This is a genomic window from Bradyrhizobium sp. USDA 3364, from assembly GCF_054056355.1.
In genome coordinates, this window is sequence record NZ_JBSRYG010000002.1 from 728,968 (window position 1) to 743,810 (window position 14,843).

Below are 14,843 nucleotides of genomic sequence, written 5' to 3' on the forward strand. Positions count from 1 at the left end.
GACGTCAACAATGCCTACTCCCCACAATCCTCCCGCTGCGGTACGACGCGCGCTACGCAAGCTTGGGGCGGACATCCACGACGCCCGTCGACGCCGACGGCTGCCGATGGCGGTCGTGGCCGAGCGCGCATTCACGTCCCGGTCGACACTGCAAAGGGTCGAAGCCGGTGACACCAGCGTCAGCATCGGCATCTACGCAGGCGTGCTGCAGGCACTCGGCCTGCTCGACGGCCTGGGTCAGGTCGCCGACGTCAGCAACGACAGCGTCGGCCAGGCCCTCGCCAGCGCGCATCTTCCCAAGCGCGTCCACCTCAAGCGGCTAACCGGGCCATCCCACGATGGCTGAGTTCGAGGTGCACATCGATCTGGACGGCCGCACGCGCCCGATAGGGTTCGCGTCAGAGGCGCGGAGACCATCCTCTTCGAGTACGACGCTGCATGGCTTGAGGATCCGGACCGCTTCTCGCTGGAGCCGGCGCTTGCGCTGACACGCGGCGCATTCGCTCCTTCTGCCCGATTGGCCATCTTTGGCTCCATCGGCGACTCGGCGCCGGACACCTGGGGCCGCCGTCTCATGCAGCGCGCCGAGCGCCGCCTCGCCGAACACGAGGGCCGTGCTGTTCGCACCCTCGCGGAAAGCGACTATCTGCTGGGCGTCGCCGACGAGAGCCGGCTAGGCGCGCTCCGTTTCCGCTGGATCGGCGACGACGTTTTCCGGGCACCGACCCGGGCCAGCGTTCCTGCCCTGATCGAACTCGGCCGGCTACTCCAAATCACCGAGCGGATTCTCCGGGATGAAGAAACAGATGAGGATCTCCAACTCATCTTTGCCCCCGGCTCTTCCCTCGGCGGCGGGCGCCCGAAGGCCTCAGTCATTGACCAACATGGTCGCCTCTCCATCGCCAAATTCCCGAAGGGGACCGACGACTATAGCATGGAGACCTGGGAAGAGATCGCACTGCGGCTGGCTGGACAGGCAGGTATCGCCACTCCGCAACACGAACTGATCGACGTCGCCGGCAAGCCGGTCATGCTGTCGCGGCGCTTCGATCGCGACGGTGCGATCCGCATCCCGTTCCTGTCGGCGATGGCCATGATGAGCGCCAAGGACGGTGAGCGCGGCAGCTATCCGGAGATCGTCGATGCCCTTGCTCAACACGGCGCACAAGGGAAAACGGATGCCCATGGCCTTTATCGGCGTGTCGTCTTCAACGTGCTGATCTCCAATGTCGACGATCACCTCCGCAACCACGGTTTCTTGTGGCTGGCAAAGGCAGGATGGTCTCTCTCGCCGGCATACGACCTCAATCCCGTTCCAACTGATCTCAAGGCCCGGGTGTTATCGACGAACATCGATCTCGACGAGGGCACCTGCTCGCTCGATCTGCTGGAGGCCGCATCGGAGTTCTTCGCGCTCACGCTGCCGCAGGCCCGCGGGATTATCAAAGACGTCGCCGTCGTGACAGCAACCTGGCGCGAAACCGCTAAGACGGTCGGCGCCCGCACGGCCGAAATCAACCGCATGGCCAGCGCCTTCGAGCGCGAGGATCTAAAACGGGCGCTGGCGCAATGACGAGAACGTTCCTTCACAGCTTCGAGCCAGCGACAGCGAGCCCCATCACCGGCGGCAGACAAAGCTCGAGGCAGCCGACATCAAGCGCTCGTCGCGACCTGCAAGGGCGATGCGGCGACCGCCTCGTTCGAGGCGAGCCATGTCAGGGACCCGGAAGCCGGCCACGCCATCCCTCGCCTCGGCGCCCTTCGCAGCCTGTCTCATGTCAACGTGCTGGCGCCGGGTGAGCGCCTCTCGACAAATGCAGTCGCTGGCTGCTCGTATATCCGATCTGAAGGGTGCTTCGATCATCGCCTTCAGCTGCGATCGCCACATCGTCCCTTGCAAGAACATGGCTTGCTCTCCCGCCGACAACTCCGCCCAAAACCCGTCGATTGCGGCAACAAATGATTTGCCTGACTCTGCTGTGATTTTGTTTACCTCAGCCGGAATGAATTCCCTCCCTGGGAAGCTTCGTGGCAGTCGGTTCCGGGCAGGACTCCTGACGATTTCGTCAAACGGAACGTCACCTATCGGATTGGCCAGCGTATGGGGCTTGGTGAACCAATGGACCGCGCCGTTTTGCTCGCGGCTTCCTAACAAGCAATCGTCAGCGTGCAGAACGAGCGCCGTCCCTGTGTTCGGTATATGGGCGAGCACGTAGCACGCGCTGTCCCGCGGAAATCGCCGAGATAAACTGAGATGAGTGCGGTGCAATTGCGCGTTGAGGCATTCTGCCGTTGCGGCTTGGTTTGTTGCGACGTACCAGTCTACGACATCGCGGATAATCTGGCGAGCAAGGTCACCGCTTGTTGGGCCAGAGGTTGAACTGTCGAGAAGGAGACATAACACGGCATCGGCGCGCACTCCGACTCCTCGGCAATCCCGGTTATCGCGCGTCCTCTTTCCTTGCTCACTGCGCAAGTTGATCTCCATTCCCCTCTCGCTCGCCAGCATCGCTCTGGCTTATGGCGACAAACCGCTCTCGCACAATATCGACCCGGCCTTCAGGTCCCTTGATATTGCCATCGAGAAAATGATCAAAATCCTCATGACCTAAGAGCGCTTTGAACCTTCTCTGCAATGTAGCAACGAATATCATCGTCTGCGTTTTGGATTTCAGCCACGAGTTCCTCTCGACCGTCAACGACGAGAAGGATGTCCTCGATGTCACGGCTGCCTAAGAGATCATCGTTGCCGCGGCCGAGATATGCTTCCAACTTTGTCGCCACGAATAGTTCGGGCGTGAGGCGCTTGATGTTCAGTACCACATTCAGGGGACATGTGACCGCCGTTTCGATGCCTTTGGCGTACCAGCGATTGCTAAAGCCGAGAATGCTTTGATCATCCGGCGTGAAATCGACTTGGAGGTCGCCGAGCCTCATGCGGCAAATGACCTCGTCTTCGGGAGATTCCACGAACCCCTTCTGACGCAACTGGTCTTGCAGTTGAGCCCATTGCGCATGTCCAACGAGATCAACGATGAGATCCACGTCATCGGTTGCCCGAACCCCTTCGAGCACGATCTCATCAGTAATGAAAAGGGCTGTTGTGCAACCGCCGACAAACACGAGCCGCTCGCGCAGTTCGTCTCCCAGAGACTGCGCGACCGTTTCCAACATGTGAAGCAATTGGCCTTTGATGGTGATCATTTCTTGAGAAGCCTTTCCGATAGACGCTCGGCCGCGAGCCCAGCCTCCCTTTGATTTCCAAGCCTGACACCATCAATAAGGGCGAGATACTCATACAGGCGATCGTCTTTTTGGATGGCTTGTGGCACGCTTTTGAACAGCGGGTCTACCGCCTGCCCCATGTCTTTGCCTTTGGCGTACGGCCAAACGTAGATGTACTCGCCAGCGCTGATCAGAAGGTTCTTGAGTGGGGCGGCCGCAAAGGCGGTGGGGATGCCCCGGGTCATCGCACCCGGTTTTGCCGGGAAAACGAACTTTAGTCCGTGCACGACGAAATTATAGAGATTGCGGCGGTTGGGCTTGGCCTGACCGGATTCCCGATCTTTGACTGCAAGTCCCGACGAAACGCTCCGCTTGATCGAGGCATTAACCTCCGTCTTGCTGATACCCAGGGCCGATTCCAACCCGCGCACTGAGTATGGGTCATCGTGATGGGCAACCTCTCCGGGATGCGCATCGTCCTCATTTTTGGCCTGCTCGAGGCTCACGAGCTTCAACAATATAACAAGGTCTTGACTTTTCATGTAAATTCGCCGTCGTCCGCTGTCCTAGGACTGCGGACAGTCAACCACAGAGCGGTCGTTTCGATCAAGAATAGAATGTACCGCCCTGTGGCGCTATGAACGACGGGAGGCCTATTTCAACTAATAGTGGCACCTTTTATCATTAGCGACTTCAAATTGTTGATACTTCAAGCTTGCCCTTGCTGACCAGCCGAGTTCGTATAGGCGCCACATGCCAGGTATTCTATCGATCGCGGCCGAAGACATGCTGGCCACCAAGTGGAAAACTGCGAGTTGAGCAGCGGGACCAAAGGTCGGTTGAAAGCCCGATTCGCTGCTGTCCGTGTGCGCACCGCCGACGAACCTCTTCAGCGAATATGGGAAAAGGGTCAACAGCATCTGCCAGGCGACGAAGCTTGGCTCATCGACCAGCAACGCGCGTCCGGTGACAAAAATACTATCGCGCCAACCTGCCCGCCGCGACAGATCTGCGGACACTAGCCGCCACCATCAAGGCACGATGGATTTGCGAACAGGCCCATCAGCAGCTGAAAGAAGAACTCAAACTTGATCCCTTCGAGGGACGATCCTGGCAAGGTCTTCATCGCCACGCGCTGATGACCATGATCGCCTATCTGCACGGAATCCCTCGTTGACCTTCAACGAAGTTGACTTGAAACGGCTGGCGAGTTCATCAAGTCCGAATGGCTTGCGAATGATCAGGTTGTCTGCAACGACCTCTGCACCGGAAGGGTCGACCGCGTGATGTTCGTGGCATCGCTCTAATCAGACAATACTAATCCACAGTCAAAATGGGGGAGCCTTGATCAGCGCTGCTTGCACAGCAATTCGTGGGGTGATGCGGCCGGCGCTGCAGTGCTTCGCAAATCTTCGAGAATACTACAGCAGGCCAAGCGTCTACTCCACCTCGGGATGCGGATGTTCACCACTATCGGCATAACGCAGCGACCACGTCATTCAAGCGGCGGGCGTCGACCATTGCTTGTCTTGATGGAGCAGAGCGAAAATGTGATCCTCCGCGACCGGTCGACCGATGAGATATCCTTGCACTTCATCACAATTTGTTTGACGCAAATAGTCGAGTTGCTCGGTTGTTTCGACGCCTTCGGCGACCACGCCGATCCGCAGGTCCCGCGTCAGTGCGATGATCGATTTTACGATCGCCGCATTATCCGGTCGCCTCAGCATGTCCCGTATGAAAGACTGATCGATCTTGATGCGAGTGTAAGGCAGTTTCAGCAAATAAGTCAGCGACGAATATCCCGTTCCGAAATCGTCAAGTGCCACCGTCACTCCCAATTGCAGGAGTGACGTCAGGATCGATGACGCCGGCGCGTACTTCGAGATCAGCATCGACTCGGTTATTTCGATTTCGAGACGATGAGGAGCAACTTTGGCTTGGGAGAGAGCCTGCACGATTGTCTGCAGGATGCTGGTGTTATGGAATTGAGCCGCCGAGAAATTCACGGCGACCCTGAGGTCCGACGGCCAGTTCGATAGCGTCGCGCAGGCGCGTCGGACCACCCACTCACCGATTCCGTGGATCAGTCCGGTTTCTTCGGCGATTGGGATGAACTCGGTCGGGGAAATTATTCCACGGACGGGATGCCGCCAGCGGAGCAACGCCTCAAAGCCGGTGACCCGGTTCGCGTGAATATCAAAGAACGGTTGGTAGAGGAGGAACAGTTCGTCTCTGTCGATTGCGAGCTCCAGATCCCGCTGCAGCGCCCTGCGATCGTGCGCTGATTTGTCGTCGTTGATCTCAAAGAAGCAGATCGTTCCCGGCCCCGCTTGCTTGGCACGATAGAGCGCAATGTCGGCATTCCTCAGGAGCACATGAGGTACGTCGCCGTCGCGCGGGGCCACTGCGATTCCGACGCTGGTCGCCCCCGCGATCTCGCATTTTTCGATCGCGAATGGTTCGGCGAAGGCGCCGACAAACCGCTCGGCGACTTCCAAGGCGTCCTCCACCTTGGTCAGATTGGTCATAACAAGCGCAAATTCATCACCGCCGATGCGCGCAACGGTATCGGTCTGCCGTACGCATCGCTGTAGTCTCACCGCCGCCTGCACGAGAAATTCATCGCCAGCGAGATGGCCGAATTTGTCGTTCACGTCCTTGAAGCGATCGAGGTCGAGAAGAAGAACCGCGAATTCCTCGCCCGTGCGGGCGAGCCTGTTGAGGGCATCTTCTAGGCTCTCATTGAAGGCAAAACGGTTCGGAAGTTGGGTCAGGGTATCCCGTCGGCCCCTCCTTTCGGCCTCCAGTTGAGCAATGGCGCGTCTGGTAAATTCGAAGGAATGGGCGAAAACGCCGCGTAGGAGCACGAAGCCATAGGCCACGACCAGGATAGCGACGAGCAGATAGGCGAAATCGTCGTTTCTGCCGAGGCAAATTGCCGTACCCACAAAGATCGGAGCCGTGAACGCAACTGCCGCCACCGGAATCGTGGCGAAGGCGAATGCGCCACCTGCAAGCATTCCAGAGCAGAGACATGTAATGACGAGCTGCCCGCCATTGGAGGCGTTCGCGAAGAAAGCCACCGGCACAATTGCCCAGGCGGTTCCGAGAACCAGCGCATTCCGTACCAGCCGGTGCATGGCCTGGCGCGACACGAACTGAGGCTTCGTCATCAGTCGTGATGAACGCGCTTTCAGGCCTATCGATAGCGCGCCGCAGACGACAATCGCCGCCCAGATCAGGGCAAAGTTTCTGTCGGGCGAATGCCAAAGCGCAATTGCGAGCACGGTCGCATTGCAGGCGTTGGCCAGCATGATGCCCAGCGAATAGCCAAGCACGAGGGAGATCTGCTCGGCACGAATGTAGCCTGCAACCGCTTCATCGGTGACCGGCCCGCCAAATGCCGCCAAATCTCCGGCTAGGAGCTTCGAAAGCCAGGAGTTCAGATATGCCCTCATTCCGGGACCCTGCAGGACTGGTTGTAGCGTTGGCGCCAGCTCTGGAAGGTCGCGGCAAATCTTTGACAAAAGATAAACTCTTGATTGTACCAACCGCCTCGCGACACCTCACGGCGCGCCGGATTCATTGTTGAGGCTTGGACCGGTTAAAATTGAAGACGAACTCCGTTCGTTTCGTACAGAACCATTGTTTTATCGGATCGCAAATCAGAGCTTACTCGCATGCGGAAAGCCTCAGCACCGCCGAATAGAACGGCTGGGTGCGAGATCGATCGGGCCTGACGAAGGGATGGCGGCCGCGCGCATTCCGCGGTTGGGGGCGCGTGCTCCGACGACTTTCTCTTTGCGTGCCTCGCGGTTCGCTGTCCTGCTGCACGGCACGCCAGCCACTAAAAGGGGCGATCTTTCGGCAAAGGAGCCAACGATTTTCAGCGTGTCAAAATCGCATTGCAGCTCTCTTACCCTAGGGCGCAACCTGCCGGCGGACCGCAATCTGCGCTGATTGCCGCGCTGGTGTTTGGCGGGCCTCACGACTGGCATGCCAATCAATAAAAATAAGTTGCCGCCAGCACGCGAGATCTCAGCCCTGAGTTTCGATGGCCATGCGGCGATCAATCCTCCGGGCTACTGGTCGGATCACGTCGCAGCCACAGGAAGCGGCGCAAGGTATCGTTGATGATATCCTCTCCGCGCTCGGCACAATGCGCGCTGCAATCGAGCAGCCGACGACCGTCGCGCCCTTGGCGCGGCTGAGTTGACGCAGATTGGAAAAGGACCGCCATCAGCGCGGGCGCCACCCATGCTCGAAAGCATAGGTGGGATTGATAGCGCAATGTGCGTACGTGCCCGATGCAGTGGCCTGGCACTGTCTATAGGTTGAGAACTGGCAATTGCCTGGATAGCCCCAGCTGCGCCCTTGCAGACAGTAAAGGTCTGACGGGGGCGGCGCTATGCGCTTCGCGCGGTTTCGTGCGGCTGCGGTCGCTCCCGATGCGAGGCCGACCAGGACGGAAAAGGTGACAACAACTATGAACGGAAGGAACCGCATACGGTCTTTTGACTCCCGCCATGGATTCTTTCCGATAGCACGATCAACCTCAGAACAACCTGTTTGCGTCAACAGACCGCGCAGCGACCAGCGTAGTCTAGCCCGACGGGCAATGAGTCAAAGCGCGATGTCTGCACGAAACGTACGAACCGCACCTGTGATCGCTTACCTGCCGAGCGGACGCCTTCATGGAACTCTGCGCAAGTCTCCCCAGCCGATTGCGTCCTAACGCCACATCGTAGGTGCACTGGCCAACGCCGCTCGGCCAATTTTCCTGAGAGCATCGACCGACGTCTCTCCGCGGCTGGCGGCTTCCAGGAGTCTGCAGGCGACATGAGTTCGAGCGCCATTCTCGTGACGCGATACATCTTCGCACACTTCGTCGAGAACCGCTCGCAACAGGGCAGCCAATTCGGAATCGACCATACGAAATGCCCTCAATCCCTCGACAATGATTGTGTCAGCGTGTATCGGGATAGATATCAGGTTGAGTGAACCTCAGGGCCCGTCTACGCTTTCGTTCACTCCTGTAGGGCTTAGCGCAATAGTATAACGAGCATAGGACGAGCACCGATGCAAGTCACCGGGCTTCCACTTGCACCGCTGATGCCGCCGACGGTTTGCGCGAAAGCGCGGACCAGTCGCCCGGCACCCGCGCGTCAGCTTTTTGACAGCTTGGCTGTCTAACATTCTTCAGCCTGAACTCCATGCGACAAAAATGTCGCCGACAAGAGCACGACTTGCGATGCATAACCGGACTATCAGCACGTCGAGTATCGAATCTCTCTCGCATGCACAGGATGTTGATGAAATCAGGCACTCAGCAAACAGTGACATGCAACCTGATACAGATACCCAGAGGTTTGCGGACGTGCTTGCAGGCATTCAGTCGACACCGAATTCGAACGCTAGTTCGTCTTCGGCGGTAGCACCGTCGTACTCCTTAGTTCGCCGAACTCCTGTGATTGAGATCACAAGATTTCAATACAAGCAAAAGATGAAGGATTTTCATGGCGCTGAAATCAAGCATATCGCGGCGAACCCACAAGAGTACTCGCCTTTCGTATCCTCAAAAGCTGCGCGCACAGCAAGTCTGGCTGAGGGCACCGGTACAGCCAGAAGACATACCGACGACGCCCGATATTTTAGCTATGAGTTGGGCAACGAAAGCGTCGGGCTTCTAAGAACAGAATCCGGATTTCGCATGAGTGAGGTGTTCGAAGGCGAAAAGTGGCGGGAATTGTTTCCCGGGCGAACTGACATCACGTCCACCACAGTTCTTCGGGTTACTCATCCGCTCGTCGACAACGCAGGTGATATTCTGCTGGAACATCAGCTTCGGCTCGATGGCGAACGACCATTGATCAATTCCACTCCAGTCAGCCTAGAAGCGCAATCCCGTCTCGCGGCGATGGGTTTTGTTGAGGTGGATCAAGCGAACATGGTTCTTGACCCTGCCCAGCATCCCGAAAAGTGGACTAAGAATGGTGACGGTGAATGGCAACGCGCAGATAAACCTGCACTGTATCTTTCTAAAGCTCGGGACACCAAGGACAGCGATGCCGAGAGTGTAACAAGCATCTCGACCGATTCGTGCGACAATAACGTTGATGTTGACAAACTCACTGAAGCGCTCGACGAGCTCCTCGCCGAACAATAGGCAGTTTGTCCAATGCTCCCGGCAGCAGCCATTCTGCTTCCAGAGGTGGCTGCCATAGACCCATTGCTGAAGGTCATTGGCTTCTTGCGAACTTTGACGAACACCGACCCAAATTGTGGGCGCGGCTGCAGAGAAGCCAACGTGTATCAGACTTCGTCGGGACTCTTCCTCCGGAAGTCGTTCTTGATTACGAAACGTTCTTGGTCGGACGCTTAGCCGGCCAACCTCTAGCACAGGTTGTAGGCCGATGACTTCGCATTGGTCGGTCGAGGCACAGCCGTCCTTCGGGCAGATCCATCGATCGAAGAGGTCGTTTCGTGCGCTCGATCCAAACAGAGCTGACATCAAGGACAACGCGGCGACGCCGAGTCCCGCTGAGAAGCCGGCCCAACGAATTCAGTGGTGATTGGCTCTTTGTGCTGCCAGGCGCAGATTTATGATTCCGCGATCACGCCCTCGGCCCCACGCCCCGCTCACGATGGTCGCCGGCCGTATCTGTGGTCCGCCGCGATTTGGTCGATCGCTCACAACAATCGCCACGTATCTGCCTCCCTGCGACATTCAAGCCGCGATGCTTGCGCTGCTCTGAGTGACGCATCAAAGACGAGGACGGCGAGAGCTCCAGCTGCGTGATCCAGTCAACCTCACTCGACGTGACGTTATCAGCCCATCGCCGAACCGTTGCCCCGCGGGTCCGGGCGCGGTCACTCGCAGGGCTCCGCATCGACAAATCCGGCCAGAGCGTGGCCACTCAAACAATGGCAGCGGCCGGGCGAGCGATCACCTGGCCGAAAACACGCAATTCCCTGCGGCCTGTGCCACGTGCGCATTCTGTCGGAATACAAGCGCGCTTCATGTCTGAAACCCGCCTCCGACTGTCTTCGAAAGCCACATTGCGTAAAAACGACGCGGGAGCGCCCCTTGAATAGTGCTGGCCCAAATCCTGCACCGGCTCTCTGCGCCAGGAAGTTTAACGACGGCAACAAGATGGGAGTCGCGTTTGGGCCTCGATCCGTCAATCGACAATGCGGTTGCCGCACCCGAGGTCGTTTGTCTGCACCACGCTGGGAGAACGCAAGACGTTGCTGCTTGCCACGACCTCGCGCGGCATCGGTCATGCGACCGGAAAATTGCGTTCAGAAGAGGGCCGGCGCATGTTCACTTTCACGCGGCCCCCCTTCGGTGGTGGGCGATGTCGGTGGGATTCGGAGACAGACAACCATGTCCGTGTAGATCCAAGCATTCGTCGGACGGTGCGGTGGGCCACCGTCAAGGTCGCGGAACGGCTTGCCGGCGCACCGCTACACTTATTGAGCCGCGACGCCGGCATTTCGTCATCGACACCGGACCGTACCCGGCAGATGCCCATAATTGCTTCATTCGAAAGCTGGATGAGGCTGTTCCAAGTCAATCTGCCTGGCCTAACCTCCTCCCGCGAAACCCCTTTCCCGCGATCAATGCGGCCTCGGTAATGATCGTCGACATGGCTCGATCAGCAACCTGGCCACGGAACCCCCAGCACCGCCATTGCCTCCCGCGTCAAGGCTGACGGTTGCCTGCTCGCCCTGAAGCAAGGCGTAAATACATGATTGATGAACTGGATCTGCGAACCTTCACGCGACATCCGCAACGCGACGCTGTGCTCGGCGAAGTGCACGCGCGCCCTTTCACGCGCCTGGTTTCGCCCTTCAGCGTGATCCACTTCGCTTTTCTTGCACAGGGCGAAGCGGCCACGAGCGATCGCTGCCGCTTTATCGATTTTTGCCTCGAGCGCAATCTTACGCCGCCTGAGCAATCGGCGAAACTTCATCAGATTGTCATTGGTCCCGCTACGCTACGCTGGGAGCAGCATTCGGAATTCACAACATTCACCTGGATCTGGACTAACGCAGATCGTTCTGCCGCAGACCAATTTGACAAAGTTGATGGTACCGTCCGATCGCTGATCCGCGCGTTGCGTCAGACCGGACAGTTGCTGGTCGCGATCAGGCTAGAAGTGGAGCAGGACGCCTCGCCGACCAGGCGGGCCGAACAGATTTTTGACAAGAACAGCCTGGCCATGGTTGCCACAAAGAGCGGCGCAGGCGTAGCGGCCTCAGACTTCCGCGTAGACGAAAAAGGCTTCACGAAAATCCTCGTCTGCGACCTCGGGTTGACGTCGCACGATCTCGGAGCGTTGGTGCAACGGCTCCTGGAAATCGAGACCTACCGTCCATTGGCGCTTCTTGGCCTGTCGACGGCCCTTGAGCTTGCACCATCCGTCGATCGCATCGACCGGCGTCTTGTTGAGGCACTCGAGAAAATGCAAAGCGGTGAAGGGCTGCAGTTCAACAACCATCTGCTTGCCGAGCTGACGGCGCTGGCCGCATCTTTCGAAAGAGGCGCGACCGGCAGCCTGTTTCGCTTCGGCGCCAGCAGGGCCTATAACGAGCTGGTCCAATCGCGACTGTCCATCATTGAGGGCAACGATGTCTCGGGCTATCCAACCTGGTCGTCGTTTCTGGCGCGCCGCATGGCGCCGGCGATGCGAACCTGCGCGACCGTGGAGGATCGTCAGGCGACTCTCTCGGTCAAGCTCGCGCGTGCCGCCGATCTGTTGCGAACTCGGGTCGACGTCGAAATCGAACGACAGAATCGTGACCTGTTGCAGGCCATCAACGAGCGCGCGAGACAGCAACTTCGGCTGCAGTGCACGGTCGAAGGATTGTCGGTCGCGGCCATCGGATATTATGTGGTCAGCCTGTTTAGCTATCTTGCCAAGGGGGCGCATGATGTCGGACTGCGAGTAGAGCCCTCGTTCCTGACCGCAACCTTCGTGCCGATCGCGGTCGGCGTCATCTGGCTGGTGAGTTACAATGTCCGAAAGCGACACCTCAAGCACGACGACGCGCCCTCGGGTACTTACGACTAGAGTTCCTTGAGGGGATTGGTACGTCCGTCCGGCGAAGCTCGCATGGTCGTGGTGCGACGCTGCCGCAAGATCGCGGCCGCCCCCCTGCGCAGGGTGATGCCCCGCCCGGACCAGCCGGGCGAGGCATCGTGGATCGGGTCAGTCGCCGTTGCGACGGCTGGGACGGGACCAGATCAGGCTGAAGCCATCGCCTTCCTCGTCGGCGAAGAGGTTGGCGAAGATCGGAGCGGTGAAGCTCGGATCGTCGAGCTTGAGGCTCAGATAGTCGCGACCCTCGTTGGAGCGCTTGGACCAGCCGGCCCCGATCTCGGCCCGGCCCACGTAGATGCGGTGGCTCGGAGCGTTGTCGTTGGAGCGGTTGGTCTCGGCGACGATACGGACGCCCTTGGCTTGCAGGCTCAGGGTGACAATCTCGCCCTGGAAATCGTTGCCCACCTTCTTGAAAGAACCGATGTTAGCCATGTCACTTCTCCTGTTGTGTTTCGAGCCCGCGACCACCGCGGCCTCGATGGCGATCTAAAGGCCGAGGACGATCGGCGACGCACCCCTTGCGGGCCGGAGCGCAGCGGAGGACGCCGTTGTGGCGACTTTCTTGGCTCGCGAGGAATGGGCGAAGCCCAGGGGAAGAAAGTCGCATCAACGGCGTTGCGGCTCAGACGATCGAGGCGGAGCCGGTCTTCGGCCAGATCAAGCCATCTAAGAGGCCACGTGCGTCCGCGGGCTGGATCGCAGGCTCGGGAGAAGACTTGGCAAATCTCGGTTGGGCTGCACAAGAGGTTGGAACGATTCGGCGAACAATGAGAAACAACCTGCCGCAAAGGGCGATGTCGTGATGAGAGAACAATCGAGAACGACTGACCGTGCCAAGCCACGAGGTGGGCCGGGCCGAGATCGGCGCAGCATGTTCGAAGCGTTCCGAAGAGGGCCGCGATATCTCTCACTCCACTCACTGCCCCCCGTTCAATATGGCAATCCTGCGCAACCTGTTCGATGAGGAAGGTGGCAATGGATCATCATTCGCGCGTTGCGGCCATGAGAAAGGTTGAGACTGTTGCCCCACCAGTTCAGCCGGCTCCAACAGGCGGGTCTTCGCAAGCAGGAACAGTCACCTGCGTCCATGTCGCGCCGCCAACGCAAAACGCGTCAGCAGCCCGATCCGCGCAAGCGTGAGCACCAGGTGCGACGGAAAAGGCCAGGCCGCCACTGACCGCACTAAGGCCGCCCGGCATAACAAGCCAATGCGTGGTGTGGTAAGAACAAGACCAGGCGCGAGCATGGTGGCGGCTTCATTCGGATGGATTGGGAAGGCGTCTTCCACCACCGTCACAAGCCGCGACTTTGGAGCCAAAGCTGGACGCGCCGGAGTGACAGGCGTCCAGCTCCGCTCGATAGTTTGGAAAAGACGGCGCTCACGCGCCGCCGAATTTCCAGACGGGGATGCCGAAACGCCTCGCCTTGTCGGCGAGGTTGTCCTGGATTCCCGTACCCGGAAAATGCATGACGCCGATCGGCAAGAGTCCAAGCATGGCATCATTGCGCTTGAAGGGTGCTGCCTTGGCGTGCTTCGTCCAGTCGGGCTTGAATGCGATCTGGGTCACCTTGCGGCTCGTCGCCCATTTGGAAGCGATCAGTTCGGCCCCTTTGGGTGAGCCGCCATGGAGCAGGACCATGTCGGGATGCTTGGCGTGAACCTTGTCGAGGCGATCCCAGATGAGGCGGTGGTCGTTGAAGTCGAGCCCACCGGTGAGTGCGATCTTCGGTCCTGACGGCAACATGACCTCGGTCTGGAAGCGGCGCTTGGCGGCGATGAAGTCGCGGGAGTCGATCATGGCTGCCGTGAGCGTGCGGTGGCTCACCAGCGAGCCCGACCGAGGACGCCAGGACGAGCCGGTGTGAACCTCAAACTGCTCCATCGCCTGGTCGCGGAAGAGTTCCAGGCAATTTCGGCGCTCGATCAGGGTGATGCCCTCCGCCGTCAGACGCTCGAGCTCGACCGATCGCACCTCTGACCCATTCTGCTCCCGCTGGCTTTTGTGCTGCGCTTGTTCATTGTCGTCGAGCTGGCGTTCGATACGATCGACGGCCCGGTGGAACAGGTTGACGGTTGACCAGAGGAGTTCGCTGAGATCGGGTTCAAGCCGCGTATTGCTCAGCGTGGCGACCAGCACGTCGAACATATCGACGATGGTACCGGCGATCATCCGGCTCTCGGGAAGAGGTCTTGGATCTGGCTGGTCGTCGAAGGGGCGATAGCCGAAGAGCTGCAATTCGGTGAGGACGTGTTCGCTCGGAGACGGGGCATGCGTCGGTTCGATGTCGTCGTGGTCGGTCATCGCAAGAGATCCTTTTGGCGGAGCGGCCGCGCCCATCGCGGCCTTCGTGGCGATCACTCAGACGGCGGGCGGAACGGGCCAGAACCCGGAGCGGCTTGTCCGCCCAGGCCCGCAGGGCGTGGGCGGAAGCGAAGGGCCGAAGCGGCAGCGGAGGATGGCGAAGACCGGCTATTTTGCTTCGCGATGCAAAGCGCGCTCGCCAAAT

General features: G+C 59.1%; 11 protein-coding genes and 2 pseudogenes. 5 read left to right on the plus strand and 8 right to left on the minus strand.

The annotated features are described in order from the left end of the window. Positions 1-10: 10 nt before the first annotated feature. Together ACVILL_RS03715 and ACVILL_RS03720 are read left to right on the plus strand one after the other, a co-directional pair. Positions 11-346: a helix-turn-helix domain-containing protein gene (locus tag ACVILL_RS03715; RefSeq protein ID WP_456727908.1), complete on the plus strand. Its 336-nt coding sequence runs from the start codon at positions 11-13 to the stop codon at positions 344-346. After that, positions 339-1,573 (plus strand): annotated as a pseudogene (locus tag ACVILL_RS03720) (type II toxin-antitoxin system HipA family toxin). Before ACVILL_RS03715 ends, ACVILL_RS03720 begins: the two are co-directional and overlap by 8 nt. Positions 1,574-1,618: 45 nt before the next feature. Here the strand turns inward: ACVILL_RS03720 and ACVILL_RS03725 are convergent. From ACVILL_RS03725 to ACVILL_RS03735, 3 genes are all read right to left on the minus strand, one after another. Next, entirely contained in the window at positions 1,619-2,488 is an 870-nt protein-coding gene (locus tag ACVILL_RS03725; RefSeq protein WP_456727909.1) for a hypothetical protein, read from the minus strand. A gap of 113 nt (positions 2,489-2,601) precedes the next feature. Continuing rightward, positions 2,602-3,204, minus strand: a complete 603-nt coding sequence (locus ACVILL_RS03730) for a hypothetical protein (protein WP_456727910.1) — start codon at positions 3,202-3,204, stop codon at positions 2,602-2,604. Then, a complete protein-coding gene (locus ACVILL_RS03735; protein WP_456727911.1) occupies positions 3,201-3,767 on the minus strand; it encodes a hypothetical protein in 567 nt (188 codons plus the stop codon). The genes ACVILL_RS03730 and ACVILL_RS03735 overlap by 4 nt, the downstream gene beginning before the upstream one ends. Positions 3,768-3,969: 202 nt before the next feature. Between ACVILL_RS03735 and ACVILL_RS03740 the strand changes: the two are divergent. Next, positions 3,970-4,402, plus strand: a pseudogene (locus ACVILL_RS03740) (IS701 family transposase); the annotation flags it as partial. 322 nt (positions 4,403-4,724) lie between these two features. Here ACVILL_RS03740 and ACVILL_RS03745 read toward each other — a convergent pair. The 3 genes from ACVILL_RS03745 to ACVILL_RS03755 all read right to left on the minus strand — a co-directional run bounded on the left by ACVILL_RS03745 (position 4,725) and on the right by ACVILL_RS03755 (position 8,160). Continuing rightward, positions 4,725-6,686, minus strand: coding sequence for a putative bifunctional diguanylate cyclase/phosphodiesterase (locus tag ACVILL_RS03745; RefSeq protein ID WP_456727912.1), 1,962 nt, complete (start codon positions 6,684-6,686; stop codon positions 4,725-4,727). 781 nt (positions 6,687-7,467) lie between these two features. Then, positions 7,468-7,734 carry a DUF3551 domain-containing protein gene (locus tag ACVILL_RS03750; RefSeq protein ID WP_456727913.1) on the minus strand — a complete coding sequence of 89 codons (267 nt, stop codon included), beginning with the start codon at positions 7,732-7,734 and terminating at the stop codon, positions 7,468-7,470. 225 nt (positions 7,735-7,959) lie between these two features. Continuing rightward, positions 7,960-8,160 (minus strand): hypothetical protein, encoded by a 201-nt coding sequence (locus ACVILL_RS03755; protein ID WP_128970862.1) that lies wholly within the window; start codon positions 8,158-8,160, stop codon positions 7,960-7,962. Between the two features lie 571 nt (positions 8,161-8,731). Between ACVILL_RS03755 and ACVILL_RS03760 the strand changes: the two genes are divergently transcribed. Both ACVILL_RS03760 and ACVILL_RS03765 read left to right on the plus strand, forming a co-directional pair. Beyond that, positions 8,732-9,394 carry an effector protein NopP gene (locus ACVILL_RS03760; protein WP_456727914.1) on the plus strand — a complete coding sequence of 221 codons (663 nt, stop codon included), beginning with the start codon at positions 8,732-8,734 and terminating at the stop codon, positions 9,392-9,394. Between the two features lie 1,585 nt (positions 9,395-10,979). Beyond that, positions 10,980-12,305: a DUF3422 family protein gene (locus ACVILL_RS03765; RefSeq protein WP_456727915.1), complete on the plus strand. Its 1,326-nt coding sequence runs from the start codon at positions 10,980-10,982 to the stop codon at positions 12,303-12,305. Between the two features lie 138 nt (positions 12,306-12,443). Here the strand turns inward: ACVILL_RS03765 and ACVILL_RS03770 are convergent, their stop codons facing one another. Both ACVILL_RS03770 and ACVILL_RS03775 read right to left on the minus strand, forming a co-directional pair. Next, on the minus strand, positions 12,444-12,767 hold the full coding sequence (locus ACVILL_RS03770) for a DUF736 domain-containing protein (RefSeq protein ID WP_456727916.1): 324 nt from the start codon (positions 12,765-12,767) through the stop codon (positions 12,444-12,446). A 947-nt stretch (positions 12,768-13,714) separates the two neighbouring features. Beyond that, on the minus strand, positions 13,715-14,638 hold the full coding sequence (locus tag ACVILL_RS03775; protein WP_456727917.1) for a DUF2493 domain-containing protein: 924 nt from the start codon (positions 14,636-14,638) through the stop codon (positions 13,715-13,717). Positions 14,639-14,843: the final 205 nt, after the last annotated feature.